The organism is Gluconobacter cadivus (assembly GCF_015244745.1).
Taxonomy (GTDB): domain Bacteria; phylum Pseudomonadota; class Alphaproteobacteria; order Acetobacterales; family Acetobacteraceae; genus Gluconobacter; species Gluconobacter cadivus.
This window is the reverse complement of sequence record NZ_JABCQI010000005.1, coordinates 121,050-134,395: the sequence shown is the minus strand read 5'-3', so window position 1 is coordinate 134,395 and position 13,346 is coordinate 121,050. Positions and strand designations below refer to the sequence as shown.

General features: G+C 60.1%; 9 protein-coding genes. 5 read left to right on the top strand and 4 right to left on the bottom strand.

Features of this window, described 5'->3' with window-relative positions; translation table 11 throughout:
- Window positions 1-76: 76 nt before the first annotated feature.
- Window positions 77-694, top strand: coding sequence for an ankyrin repeat domain-containing protein (locus tag HKD28_RS08810; RefSeq protein WP_194267943.1), 618 nt, complete (start codon window positions 77-79; stop codon window positions 692-694).
- A gap of 71 nt (window positions 695-765) precedes the next feature.
- Here HKD28_RS08810 and HKD28_RS08805 read toward each other — a convergent pair whose 3' ends face one another.
- From HKD28_RS08805 to HKD28_RS08790, 4 genes are all read right to left on the bottom strand, one after another.
- Complete coding sequence (locus HKD28_RS08805; RefSeq protein ID WP_194267942.1) at window positions 766-1,851, bottom strand: site-specific DNA-methyltransferase; 1,086 nt, start codon at window positions 1,849-1,851, stop codon at window positions 766-768.
- Window positions 1,848-2,471, bottom strand: a complete 624-nt coding sequence (locus HKD28_RS08800) for a ribonuclease HII (RefSeq protein ID WP_194267941.1) — start codon at window positions 2,469-2,471, stop codon at window positions 1,848-1,850. The genes HKD28_RS08805 and HKD28_RS08800 overlap by 4 nt, the downstream gene beginning before the upstream one ends.
- A gap of 146 nt (window positions 2,472-2,617) precedes the next feature.
- Window positions 2,618-3,253 (bottom strand): DUF4339 domain-containing protein, encoded by a 636-nt coding sequence (locus HKD28_RS08795; RefSeq protein WP_194267940.1) that lies wholly within the window; start codon window positions 3,251-3,253, stop codon window positions 2,618-2,620.
- A gap of 76 nt (window positions 3,254-3,329) precedes the next feature.
- Entirely contained in the window at window positions 3,330-3,620 is a 291-nt protein-coding gene (locus tag HKD28_RS08790; RefSeq protein ID WP_194267939.1) for a CsbD family protein, read from the bottom strand.
- Window positions 3,621-3,915: 295 nt separating this feature from the next.
- Here HKD28_RS08790 and HKD28_RS08785 point away from each other — a divergent pair, with 295 nt between their 5' ends.
- From HKD28_RS08785 to HKD28_RS08770, 4 genes are read left to right on the top strand one after another with little or no spacing between them, the layout of a single operon-like run.
- The gene (locus tag HKD28_RS08785; protein WP_194267938.1) at window positions 3,916-5,262 is read left to right on the top strand and encodes an efflux RND transporter periplasmic adaptor subunit; all 1,347 of its coding nucleotides are present in this window, start codon (window positions 3,916-3,918) and stop codon (window positions 5,260-5,262) included.
- A gap of 38 nt (window positions 5,263-5,300) precedes the next feature.
- Window positions 5,301-8,501: an efflux RND transporter permease subunit gene (locus tag HKD28_RS08780; RefSeq protein WP_194267937.1), complete on the top strand. Its 3,201-nt coding sequence runs from the start codon at window positions 5,301-5,303 to the stop codon at window positions 8,499-8,501.
- Complete coding sequence (locus tag HKD28_RS08775) at window positions 8,498-11,776, top strand: efflux RND transporter permease subunit (RefSeq protein WP_194267936.1); 3,279 nt, start codon at window positions 8,498-8,500, stop codon at window positions 11,774-11,776. The genes HKD28_RS08780 and HKD28_RS08775 overlap by 4 nt, the downstream gene beginning before the upstream one ends.
- Window positions 11,776-13,320: an efflux transporter outer membrane subunit gene (locus HKD28_RS08770; RefSeq protein WP_194267935.1), complete on the top strand. Its 1,545-nt coding sequence runs from the start codon at window positions 11,776-11,778 to the stop codon at window positions 13,318-13,320. The genes HKD28_RS08775 and HKD28_RS08770 overlap by 1 nt, the downstream gene beginning before the upstream one ends.
- Window positions 13,321-13,346 lie beyond the last annotated feature (26 nt).

Below are 13,346 nucleotides of genomic sequence, written 5' to 3'. Positions count from 1 at the left end.
AAAATGTCACAATCCGGCACCTCCGAGAGGCATCTGCAGACTCGCGCAGGACGAACGATCACAGTATATTGGTTTTATGCGACTGCTCCCCACCCTGCCCCGCCTGCTGCTCGTTGCCGCTCTGGCAATGACGCCGACGATTCTCGTACCCTGGCATCACGCCCAGGCTCAGGATGCCGACGACGCCGAGGCTGAACAGGAAGCCGAGGCCAACCAGAAGAAAGCCGAAGCCCGCAAGGCTGCCCAGCGCGCCGCGCCGCCTTCCGCCCTTCCGGGAGCAGAATCTTCCGACGACGATGCCGGTCATGCCCGGGCCGACGTAAACCCGACCGTCGCCCTGTTCGATGCCATCAATCGTGGCTCGCTCAACGCGGCAAAAGAAGCGCTCAACCGCGGCGCCGATATGGGTGGGCACAATGTTCTGGACCAGACGCCGCTGGACATGGCCATCGACCTGAACCGCAAGGACATCATGTTCCTGCTGCTGTCGATGCGGACCTATAATCCGGACGGAAAGATCGAGAACAGCGTATCCGATCAGGGTGTGGAGATGAAGAACGGCAGCGGTCATCTGACGATCGGCGGGAAATCCGTCACCCCCAAACGCGCCGCCGTCGCAGCTTCCTCGCATTTCGACGCAAGCGGCGGCAAGGCCGATCCTTCAATCGGCTTCCTCGGCTTTGCAGGGCACTAAACGCTCCTGATCCAGACGCAAAAAAAGCCGGAGAACATTCTCCGGCTTTTTTTATGGGCGCTGGTTTTCCGTCAACCGACGTTGCGCAGCGCCTGACTTTCCTGACGCAGGACGTCGATCTGAACGAACTGATCGTCGCGCTCGAAATACCAGAACGTCCAGCCATTGCAGGACGGAGCGCCCGTCAGACCTGCGCCGAGCTTGTGAATAGAGCCACGCTGGTTGCCCGATACGAGCGTGCCGTCGGGTGTCACGGTCGCTTTCAGACGCTTCTGCCGGTCGTAGAGCACGGTCCCTGCCGGAAGCACGCCCGTTTCCACGAAACTTCCGAACGGGATACGCGGCATTTCACGCCGTGCTGGCGTCGTCGCCAGTTGCTCGGAGGTCAGGCGCTCTTCCCGTGCCACACGCTCCCGCGCGGCCTTGACGTAATCCGGGTGCCGTTCGATGGCGATGTAATGACGCCCCAGACGCTTGGCCATTGCCGGGGTCGTGCCGCTACCGCAGAACGGGTCCAGCACCACATCATTGGCATTGGTCGACGCCACCAGAACACGATGCAGCAGACTTTCCGGTTTCTGCGTCGGATGTAGCTTCAGGCCATGTTCGTTCTTCAGACGCTCATTGCCCGTGCAGAGCGGCAAATACCAGTCAGAGCGCATCTGAAGGTCGTCGTTCAGGGCCTTCATAGCCTGATAGTTGAATCGATATTTGCTCTGCGGACCACGTGCCGCCCAGATCAGCGTCTCATGCGCGTTCGTAAAACGCCGCCCGCGGAAATTCGGCATCGGGTTGGATTTGCGCCAGACGATGTCGTTGAGGATCCAGAATCCCAGATCCTGCATAATAGCGCCCAGACGGAAGACATTGTGATAGGAGCCAATGACCCAGATCGTGCCGTCCTTGTGCAAAATCCGGCGTGCTTCTCTGAGCCATTCGCGCGTGAAATTATCATAGGTCGCGTAATCCGCGAACTTGTCCCAATCGTCATCCACGCCGTCCACGACAGTCTCGTCCGGACGACGAAGCTCGCCGCGCAACTGGAGGTTGTATGGCGGATCGGCGAAAATGCAGTCCACGCTCCCATCGGGCAGCGTCTTCATCGTTTCGATGCATTCTCCACGCAGGATCTGGTCGACGGGAAATTCACCGCTCATGCTGCGTGTGCCTCTGCTTCAATCATGTTTCGTATCGGCGCGAACCCGCGCCTGTGATGAGGTGTCACCCCACGGAGCTTCAAACCCTGCATGTGTGCAGCCGTGCCGTAACCCGCATTGCGCTCCCAGCCATAAGCATCGTGGCGCATGGCCAGACGCGCCATCAGGCGGTCCCGCGTCACCTTGGCGATGATGGAGGCTGCAGCAATGGACAGGCTGATCCCGTCGCCACCGATCACCATCTTGATGGGACAGGGCAGTTTCGGGGCGTGTTTGCCGTCCACGAGGGCAAGGTCCGGCGTTCGGCCGAGCCGGGACAGCGCTCGGCGCATGGCCAGATAGCAGGCCTGGGCGATATTGATCTGCTCGATTTCCAGAACCGATGCCGCACCAATGCCGATCAACGCCTGTTCGTCGGCCATCAAGGCCTCATAGGCGAGCATCCGGCGTCGGGCCGTCAGCTTCTTGGAATCATCGAGAAGGGCAGACAGAGTGTCAGACGGCCGGGCTGTAAAAGCCACGGCGGAGGCCACGACCGGCCCTGCCAGAGGACCACGCCCGACTTCGTCGATCCCGACGACCAGCCCCCCATGGGCAGCTTCAAGGGCGTAATCCGGCATTTCTGAGTGTCTCCCCGACAGATCACCGCGAAATCAGGTGACCGAATCGGTTTTGAATCATGGCGACTCGAAAGGGAAGCCCAAAAATGCAGGAGTTCTAAGTTTAATATGTCAAGTGTGGTGGGAAAGACTCTTTGCCTACGGTGTCAGAGCTCTTCCTGCTGATTTTCCTGACCGGGCTCTGATGGAGCCGATGGAGCGGGCTGAGCCGTCTGTCCATGCTGCATCTGAAGTTCCTTTTCGATCTGAGGGAACTGATAGATTTTCTCCGTCACATTGACGGCAAGAAGCACAAGGCTGACGATCAGCAGCGACAGCCCGCGACCGACGATCTGGCGCCGCTTCCAGAAATATCCCGGCAGAAACAGCCACCACCAGAAACCCGGCGGCGTCTTTCCGCTTTCGCGAAGGGAATTACGGTCCAGCATGAACGATATGAAGAACAGGAGCAGCGACATCATCCCGACGACGGACAGCGGCCCTACCCGGCCACTATCCGGAATCTGACGCCAGTCCAGGATCAGCAGCGTCAGGCGTTGGATCAGCCACGGACCCACCAGAAGCGCCCAGGCCCAGTGCTCCGAACTCCCCGCAGACATCCGCAGAAGTCCCGTCAGCGGAGAGACGAGCCCCGCAGCGCTGGCCGGACGCCATGTTGCGCCGAATTCCTGTGTCCAGACGAGCGTTTCGGGCTTGATCTGCCGCTGCATGATCAGACGCAGGATTTCCTCACGGGAGACTGGACCGGCCTGCTGCCCGTTGTTGTCGTAAAACCATTCCATGAAAAAAAGCCTCCCGGATTACTCCGGAAGGCTTTTAGCACAAAGACGTCCCTATGGTCGAAACGCCTGTTGGGCCTCAGTCGCTTTTACGACCGAACAGCAGACCACCAACGATCATTCCGACAACTGTGGCGATCACCAGCGAGATCAGCGGACGATCCTGCACAAACGCCGTTGCGGCTTCGAGCTTGGTTTCGCCTTCGTCGTACAGATCGGCGAATTCCTGCTGTGCCATGCCGGAAAGCTGATCGAACTTGCCTTCGGCCTGAAGCTTCGCATCGCCGGTCAAACCACCAAAACCGTCCTTGAGCTTGCCCTTGGCTTCATCCACAAGGCCCTCGACCTTCGTTTCAGTTGTATCGGCCATTTTGTTCTCCTCTGTCCGGATTAACCTGTCCTCAATGCAAACGCATAACAGAGACATCCGGTTCCAACCCGATATGATCGCTGCATTGAAAAGAGACAAGCCCTGCACCCACACTCATACGCATAAATGTAACGAAAAGTATCATTTTCGGTCATTTTGATTTTCATTACCAAAACTGAACAGGATTTAAGGTCGCGTCATGGCAGGCGCTGGCCTCCTGCCGTATAAGCATGAAAACACATAACATCGTCGCCTGAGAGCCCTGCGCTCTGCTATGCGGAAAGACAGAACCACCATGGATCAGCAGACGGCCAGCTCCAGCGACCGCCTTACGAACAGCACCGCCCAGTCTTCTCCCCCTCCTGCGCGGTCCCGCCGTCGGCGCTGGATCCTTTGGGGCGTTGTTCTTCTGATTGCTCTTCTGATCCTGTTCGCGATCTTCCGCCCTCATGGCGCGACACACAAACATGGTCGTGGTGCCGCAGCCGACGGAAGCGTGCAGCCCGTTGCTGTCGCAACCGTCCATACTGGCGACATGCCCGTGATCTTTCAGGAACTCGGCACAGTCGTCCCCGTGACAAACGTGACGATCACGCCGCGCGTCAACGGCCATATCTCGGCCGTCTATTACAAGGAAGGCCAGCACGTCCATAAGGGTGACGAACTCGAACTGATCGACCCGCGCCCCTATGAGGCCACGCTCGCCCAGTATCGCGGCACACTGGCCGCCGATATGGCGCAGCTTGAAAAGGCCCGTGTGGACAACGCCCGTTACCAGCGCTTGATCAAACAGAACTCGACCTCCGCCATGACGGCGCGCGATCAGGAGTTCACGGTGCAGCAGCTTGAAGGTCAGGTCGAATTCGACCGGGCCAATGTCCGCAATGCCGAACTGAACGTGATGTACTGTCACATCATTGCGCCTGTCGAAGGCCGTGTCGGTATTCGTGTGCTCGACGTGGGCAACTATGTGACGGCTGGCCAGTCCGGTGGTCTGACCATCCTGACGATGATGCAGCCCATCTCCGTGATCTTCACGGTTCCGCAGAACCAGCTGCAGGAGGTCATGAAATATCTGGACAAGACCGGCGAGCTGTCCGTCGAAGCGTGGGACAGCGACAACACCCACAAAATTGCCACCGGCACCGTCAAGGCGCTCGACAGTCAGATCGACACCGCAACGGGTACCGTCCGGATGCGTGGCATCTTTGCGAACGAGGACGAGCACCTCTTTCCGAACCAGTTCGTTAACCCGCATCTGCTGGTCACGACGCTGCATGACGCCCTGCTTGTGCCCGCAAATGCTCTTCAGACAGGCCCGGACGGACGCTTTGTCTATCGCGTCAAGCCTGACATGACCGTGGAAGTCGTGCCCGTGACGGTCGGCACGACCGATGGCACGAACGCCGTGATCGAAAAGGGTCTGAGCAGCGGCGACCGGATCGTGACGGATGGTGTCAGCCATCTGCGCCCCGGCCAGAAGGTCTCCATCCCCGACACCTCGTCCGCAGCAGCGCAGACGACGGAAGCCGAGCACAAGAGCGCCAGCCAGCACCGTCATCATCGTGACGGACAGCAGAGTTCGGATGCGCCCCAGCAGAAGAACGACCCGTCCTCGTCCGCCGACACCGGCAACCACTGATCGCCATTCAGAACAGTCAAACAGGGAACATCAAGATCGTGAATCCGTCCCGCCTGTTCATCGAGCGCCCGGTTGCCACCAGCCTTCTGATGTTCGCCATCCTGCTGAGCGGTCTGCTCGGTTACCATTTTCTGGCCGTCTCAGCCCTGCCGCAGGTCGAATATCCGACGATCACGGTCTCGACATTCTATCCGGGCGCCGGGCCGGACGTGATGAGTACGTCCGTCACCGCGCCACTGGAGACCCAGCTCGGCCAGATGGCCGGGCTGGACCAGATGACGTCCCAGTCTTCTGGTGGGGCTTCGGTCGTCACGCTGCGCTTCGGGCTGGACATGTCGATGGACGTGGCCGAACAGGAAGTTCAGGCCGCGATCAACAACGCCACCTCCCTGCTGCCAAGCGATCTGCCCGCCCCTCCGATCTATGCGAAGGTCAACCCGGCAGACACCCCCGTCCTGACGCTCGGCATCACGTCAAAAACGCTGCCGCTTCCTGAAGTCGAAGATTACGTCAACACGCGGCTTGAACAGAAGATCAGCCAGATTTCCGGCGTCGGTCTCGTCACCCTGTCGGGTGGTAATCGCAAGGCGTACCGGATTCAGGTCAATATTCCGAAGCTGACCTCTTACGGCATCGCAATCGACACGCTGCGCACCATCATCAGCACGGTCAACGTCAATTCCCCGACCGGCACATTCGACGGCCCCAAACGCTCCACGTCCCTGCGCATCGACGGTCAGATCCAGTCCGTCGAACAGCTTATGAATCAGGTGATCGCGTATCAGAACAACGGCCCGATCCGCGTGCGCGACATTGCGACGGTGGTTGAAGGGGCTGAGAACGCACAGCTTGCCGCCTGGGCCAACCGCACGCCTGCGCTGATCCTGAACGTACAGCGCCAGCCCGGCGCGAACGTTATTGGTGTTGTGGACAACGTTCTGCGCGTTCTGCCGCAGCTCAAACTCGACCTGCCGCCGGGCATTGACGTTACGCCTCTGACGGACCGCACCACGACCATTCGCGCCTCGGTTAGCGACGTAGAATATGAACTGGCGCTCGCCATGCTTCTCGTGGTGGGCGTGATCTTCGTGTTCCTGCGAAATGTTCCGGCGACGATCATTCCCAGCCTGTCCGTTCCGCTGTCTCTGATCGGAACGCTGGCGGCGATGTATCTGCTGGGCTTCTCGCTCGACAACCTGTCGCTAATGTCCCTGACGATTGCGACTGGCTTCGTCGTCGATGACGCCATCGTCGTGATCGAGAACATTGCCCGTTACGTCGAGGCCGGTGAAGACCGCTACACCGCTGCGCTCAAAGGCGCGGGAGAGATCGGCTTCACCATCATCTCGCTGACGGTCTCGCTGATCGCCGTGCTGATCCCCCTGCTCTTCATGAAGGATGTCGTCGGGCGTCTGTTCCATGAATTCGCGATGACACTCTCCATCACCATCATCATTTCCGCCGTCGTCGCCCTGACGCTGGTGCCGATGATGTGCGCCCGTCTGTTGTCCGACACACATGCGCCGTCCACGAGAAACACGGTCTGGAGCCGCCTGTCCAATAGCACCGAGCGCGGCATCAACGCCCTGATCGCGGGTTACGGGCGCTGGCTTGATGTCGTGCTGCGCTTTCGTGTTACGACCCTTCTGGTCACACTCGGCACGATCATCCTGACCGGTATTCTGGCCTGGACCATTCCCAAGGGCTTTTTCCCGACACAGGATACCGGCGTTATTCAGGGCATCTCCGTGATGTCGCAGGCCATCTCCTTTGAAGGCATGAAGAGCCGTCAGGCCGCTCTTGGAGACGTGATCCTGAAGGACCCGGATGTCGCCAGCATCTCGTCTTTCGTGGGTATCGACGGTCAGAACATGACGTTGAATGTCGGCCGCTTCCTGATCAACCTCAAACCGCGGGACCAGCGCACGTCCAGCCTCGAAGCCATCATGCGTCGCCTGTCTTCTGCTGGGGATCAGGTGATCGGGGCGCAGCTTTATGTCCAGCCGATTCAGGATCTATCGCTGGATTCCTCGATTTCCGCCACGCAGTACCAGTTCATGCTGGAAAACCCGGATTACGACACCTTCAAGACCTGGGTGCCGAAATTCGTGGATGCCCTGCGCAAAGAACCGTCGCTGCGGGATGTCACGTCCGATCTTCAGGCCGAGGGGTTGGTCGCCCAGCTTTCGCTCGACCGCCCGACCGGCGCGCGATACTCCATCACGCCGCAGACGGTCGACAATCTCCTGTATGACAGCTACGGCCAGCGCCAGATCACGACGATCTACACGCAGTCCAACCAGTATCGCGTCATTCTGGAAGCCGATCCGAAACTCCAGACCGATCTGACATCTCTGAGCCAGCTTTACCTGCCGGGCATTTCCTCGCAGGCCGGTGGCAGCACGTCCGGCCCGACGCGCCAGCCGACATCGGGGCTTGTCCCGCTGTCGCAGGTGACGACGATGACGCATGTCCTCGCCCCGCTGCTCATCAGCCATTTCGGCCAGTTCCCGGCCACGACCGTGTCGTTCAACGTCGCCAGCGGGTATTCGCTGGGGGCTGCGACCAACGCCATCGAGCGCGTGGAAAAGCAGATCGGTCTGCCGCCGGAATTCCAGACCGCCTTCCAAGGTACGGCGGCTGCCTTCCGCTCGTCGCTGTCCAACGAGGTCTGGCTGGTCATGGCAGCCGTGATCGCGGTCTATATCGTGCTGGGTATTCTCTATGAGAGCTATATCCACCCGATCACGATCCTCTCCACCCTGCCTTCCGCCGCCATCGGTGCGCTGATCGGGCTCTATCTGTTCGGGATGGATCTCGACATCATGGGCATCATCGGCATCGTGTTGCTGATCGGCATCGTGAAGAAAAACGCCATCATGATGATCGACTTCGCCCTCGAAGCCGAACGTCTGGAAGGCCATACGCCGCTTGAATCCATCAAGCAGGCGGCGATGCTCCGCTTCCGTCCGATCCTGATGACGACGCTGGCCGCCCTGTTCGGTGCCCTGCCTCTGCTGATCGGCACGGGTGTCGGTTCCGAACTGCGCCGACCGCTGGGTGTGGCCATCGTTTTCGGCCTGATGATGTCCCAGCTTCTGACGCTTTTCACCACGCCCGTCATCTATCTGTTCATGGATGAGTTGGGGACAAAAACGCGCGCCTTCATACAGCGCCACCGCCGCAACAACCCGCCGTCGCAGCCCCAGACTCCAAGCCCCCATACAGGCGCTCCGTGAATCTGGTTCGCCTCTTTGTCCTAAGGCCCGTTGGCACGACGCTGCTGGCGGTCGCTCTCGTGATCGGCGGCGTTATGGGCTATTTCGCCCTGCCCGTCGCCGATCTGCCGGACGTGGACTTTCCGGTCATCATGGTGACCGCAAACCAGCCCGGAGGCTCTCCGTCCGAAATCGCGAGCACGATCGCAGGGCCTTTGGAGCGGCATCTGGGGGCGATTTCCGGCGTCACGGAAATGACCTCGGAATCCATGGTCAACCAGACGCGCATCACCCTTCAGTTCGACCTGTCACGAGACATCAACGGCGCTGCGCGTGACGTGGAAGCCGCTTTGCAAGGCGCACGGCAGGATCTGCCCACCAGTCTGCGCAGCAACCCGACCTATATGAAGGCGAACTCCAACGGTCCGCCCATTCTCGCTTTGACGCTATCGTCCAGCACCCGGACGCCGCAGGAACTCTACGATTTCGCAAGCAACATCCTCATCCCGCAGCTCAGCCAGATCCAGGGCGTCGGTGATGTGGAAATCCGCGGCGCGTCCCTTCCCGCCGTGCGTGTTGAAATCAATCCGCTGCGCCTGTTCCATTACGGGATCGGCTTCGAAGATCTGCGCGCCGCCCTCGCCTCCGCCAATGCCCATACGCCCAAAGGTTTTCTGGACGCCAATGGCGAGCGCATGATGCTCTCTACCAACGATCAGGCGACGGATGCGGAAGAATATCGCGATCTGGTCATCGCCTATCGCAACAACCAGCCGGTCCGCCTGACGGATCTCGCGGACGTCAAGAACAGTGTCGAAGATCTTCGTCAGGCGGGGTATCTGAACGGCAACGCCGCCATTATCTGTACGGTCTTCTCGCAGGGTGGCGCAAACGTCATCAAGACGATCGACGGCATCCGCGGCCGCCTGCCAGCCCTTCAGTCCGCCCTGCCCGGTAATACCAATATTTCAATCCTGATCGATCGCTCCAAAACAATCCGGGCCTCGCTGGACGATACGAAACAGACCCTTGTCATCGCCGTCGTACTCGTGGTCGTGGTCGTCCTGCTGTTCCTGCGCAGCCTCTCTGCCATCATGGTTCCTGCCATCGTGGTGCCGGTCTCGATCGTCGGGACCTTCGGGGCCATGGCGCTGATGGGGTACCAGCTCGACAATATGTCGCTGATGGCCCTGACGATTTCGACGGGCTTCGTGGTCGATGACGCCATCGTCGTTCTGGAAAACATCGCGCGCTACATGGAGATGGGTTACAACCGGCAGGACGCCGCCATCAAAGGCACGACCGAAGTCGCGTTCACGGTCGTTTCGATCACGGTCTCGCTGATCGTGGTGTTTGCGCCAATCATGCTCATGGGCGGGATCGCGGGGCGGCTGTTCCATGAGTTCGCGATGACCATGGTCATCACGCTCTGCATTTCGCTGCTCCTTTCCCTGACGCTGACGCCTATGATCAGCGCCCAGCTTCTGACCCACACGGACGATAACGGTCCGGGTCTGTGGAAGAAAACCGGCCGTTTCCTCGAACGCATGATCAGCGCCACCACGTCGGGTTACGGCAAATCGCTGGACTGGGCCTTGGGGCATCAGTTCCTGATCGCGATGTCCCTGCCCGCCACTCTGGTGCTGGCCGGTGTGCTGTATGTGAAAATGCCCAAAGGTTTCTTCCCTTCCGAAGACACCGGACAGATCATGGGGCGTGTGGTTGCCGATCAGTCGATCTCGTTTCAGGCGCTTCAGAAAATCGTGGTCAAGGCCATGAAGAGCGTCGCGTCCGACCGGGATGTCGTAGGCGTCATGGGCGGTGTCGGTGGACGTTCGGCCAACTCAGCCAACATGTTCATCGCACTTAAGCCCAAGTCCGAGCGAACGGACGATCTTGCGACCACCATCCAGCGCCTGACCCGCAGGTTCTCCCATATTCCTGGCGCGCAGCTCCGTCTGATGGCCCCCGGCAGTGTCCGGACGGGCGCGCGGCCCGGAGACGCCGCCTATCAGTATTCGCTTGAGGGCCCTTCCGCGGAAGACCTGTTCGAATGGACTCCCAAGATCGTGACCGCGCTTTCCAGACTGCCGGAGCTCATGGACGTGACATCGGACGTGGAACAGGGCGGTCAGGGGATCAACATCGCGATCAACCGCGACACGGAAGCCCGCTACTCCGTCACGCCACAGCTCATTTCCAACACGCTCTATGATGCGTTCGGCCAGCGCGCCGCCTCCATTATCTACGGCAACCTCAACCAGTACCGCGTCATCATGGAAGCAGCGCCCCGCTACTGGCAGGATCCGTCGATGCTGCAACAGATGTGGATCAGCACGTCCGGCGGAACAGCAGCAGGCGGAACGGCATCGAACAACATCCGCGCCCGCACCACAACGGCTGTCACGACCCTGTCGCAGAGTGAGCAGTCTTATCAGAACTCGGTCGCCAACGCGCTGGCAGGTGGAAAATCGGCATCAAGCGGTGCAGCCGTCGCCACCAGCGTGGACAACATGGTCCCCCTGTCCGTCCTCTCACGCCAGCGCAATACCAACACGGCCCTGACCGTCAGCCATGAAGGACAATCCGTCGCGACGACCGTGTCCTTCAACCTTGCTCCCGGCGTCTCGCTTGGCACGGCCGTGGATGCCGTTCAGGCCGCCATGGTAAAGCTGCATGTCCCGTCAGACATTCACGGCGGGTTTGCGGGCAACGCGGCGGCTTTCCAGAAATCCGCAGGGAGTGAGGTTCTGCTGATCCTCGCCGCCCTCGCCGCCGTCTATATCGTGCTGGGCGTCCTGTATGAGAGCCTGATCCATCCCCTGACGATCCTCTCAACGCTGCCATCCGCAGGCGTCGGCGCCATTCTGGCTCTTCAGATCTGCGGAGAGGAATTCTCCCTCATGGCCATGATCGGCGTGATCCTGCTTATCGGCATCGTCAAGAAAAACGCCATCATGCTGATCGACTTCGCCCTCGTGGCGCAGCGTGAAGGGCTGTCGGCCAGAGAGGCCATCCGTCAGGCCAGCCATCTGCGCTTTCGTCCCATCCTCATGACGTCTCTGGCCGCTGCGTTCGGTGCCGTGCCCCTCATCATCGGCAACGGATATGGCTGCGAACTCCGCCGCCCGCTGGGGATCGCCATTCTCGGCGGCCTCGTCGTCAGCCAGTTGCTGACGCTCTACAGCACGCCCGTCATTTTCCTGTATCTCGACCGGTTCGGACGCGCCATGGGCCGTCTGCGTGCCCACGTCGCTTCCTTTTTCCATCTTTCAGCCCGGGGAACACAGTCCTGATGCCCGCCCTCCGTAAATCCACCCTGCGCACTGCCCTGCTGGGGGCGGCGACCCTGCCTTTCCTGAGCGGCTGTATCGGCGGCATGGTCGGGCCGAACTATCATCGTCCGAAAGCCATCATCTCCGCCAAATTCAAGGAAGCGCCTCCGCCGCCGGGCTGGCAGATGGCTGCCCCCGATCTTGCGAAAATGCCCAAAGGAGACTGGTGGACAATCTTCAACGATCCCGTTCTCAACGACCTTGAAGAACGCGTGGCCACGTCCAACCAGAGCCTGAAGGAATATGAGGCGCAGTATCGCAAGGCGGCCGCGACGATTGATTCGATCCGCGCGCAGCTTTTCCCGACCCTGAGCGGCAAATTCAGCTTCAACCGCAACTCACAGGGCGGCAGCACCTCGAATGCCAGTAACGGCATTCCCTACACGTCCAGCCAGTCCTACACGTCCAACACATGGACGACCGGCCCATCCGCAAGCTGGACCGTCGACGTCTGGGGTATGATCCGCCGGCAGGTTCAGCAGCAGGTTGCTGCCACACAGGCTGACGCCGCCCTCGTTGCGAACATGCGACTGTCCTATCAGCTCCAGCTCGCACAGGATTATTTCGATCTGCGCTATCAGGACAGCCTGATTGCGCTTTATGCCCGTAACGTGGATCTGTATCGCCACAATCTGGAAATCCTCCAGAACCAGCTTGATGCCGGTGTCGCTGATCCGACCAGCGTTCTTCAGGCCCGCTACCTGCTGCAATCGACGCAGGCCAGCCTGTCCAACGCCCATATCGCCCGCGCACAGTACGAGCACGCCATCGCCATGCTGACGGGCCGGGCTCCAGCAGAACTCACGCTGGCAGCCTCTCCCCTTCCCGAGACGATCCCCGCCGCCCCCGTCGCCGTGCCCTCCATGTTGCTTCAGCGTCGTCCGGACGTGGCGCAGGCCGAGCGCAATATGGAAGCCTATAATGCGGAAATCGGGTACGAGATCGGCGCGTTCTTCCCACAGGTCACGCTCTCCGCGTCTTATGGCTATAGCGGCAATCCTCTTGAACAGCTGATCCAGACCGCTACGCGCACATGGAGCCTCGGTGCGGCTGCAAGTGAAACCATCTTCCAAGGCGGCGCGCGTTCTGCTGCGGTGCGCAGCGCAGAAGCCGATTACGACAATGCCGTGGCCACCTACCGCCAGACGGTTCTCGCAGCCCTTCAGGACACCGAAGATCAGATGTCCGGCCTGCGCTATCTCGATCAGCAGCTTGCCTTACAGAATGCTGCCGTGAAAACCGCCGAAAGCGCCGTTCAGGTGTCCATGAACGAGTATCTCGCCGGAACGCAGATCTACACAACGGTCATCACCGCCGAACAGAACGCCCTTCAGTATCAGGAAACCCAGCTCAGCGTGCGGCAGCAGCAGTTTCTCGCCGAGGTCAAGCTCATGACGGATCTGGGCGGAGGCTGGACGACGCAACAGCTCCCGAGCAAAAATTCGCTTCAGACGGATAATCCGTTCCTGCCTTCCTTCATCCAGAGGGACAAGAACGGGAACTAAAGATCATAAAAAAGGGCGGGGCCATC

What these genes read in the sequence shown, in the direction of transcription:
- HKD28_RS08770 (WP_194267935.1), top strand. Translation starts at nt 11,776, where the DNA reads ATGCCCGCCCTCCGTAAATCCACCCTGCGCACTGCCCTGCTGGGGGCG.
- HKD28_RS08805 (WP_194267942.1), bottom strand. Translation starts at nt 1,851, where the DNA reads ATGAGCGGTGAATTTCCCGTCGACCAGATCCTGCGTGGAGAATGCATC.
- HKD28_RS08795 (WP_194267940.1), bottom strand. Translation starts at nt 3,253, where the DNA reads ATGGAATGGTTTTACGACAACAACGGGCAGCAGGCCGGTCCAGTCTCC.
- HKD28_RS08785 (WP_194267938.1), top strand. Translation starts at nt 3,916, where the DNA reads ATGGATCAGCAGACGGCCAGCTCCAGCGACCGCCTTACGAACAGCACC.
- HKD28_RS08800 (WP_194267941.1), bottom strand. Translation starts at nt 2,471, where the DNA reads ATGCCGGATTACGCCCTTGAAGCTGCCCATGGGGGGCTGGTCGTCGGG.
- HKD28_RS08790 (WP_194267939.1), bottom strand. Translation starts at nt 3,620, where the DNA reads ATGGCCGATACAACTGAAACGAAGGTCGAGGGCCTTGTGGATGAAGCC.
- HKD28_RS08810 (WP_194267943.1), top strand. Translation starts at nt 77, where the DNA reads ATGCGACTGCTCCCCACCCTGCCCCGCCTGCTGCTCGTTGCCGCTCTG.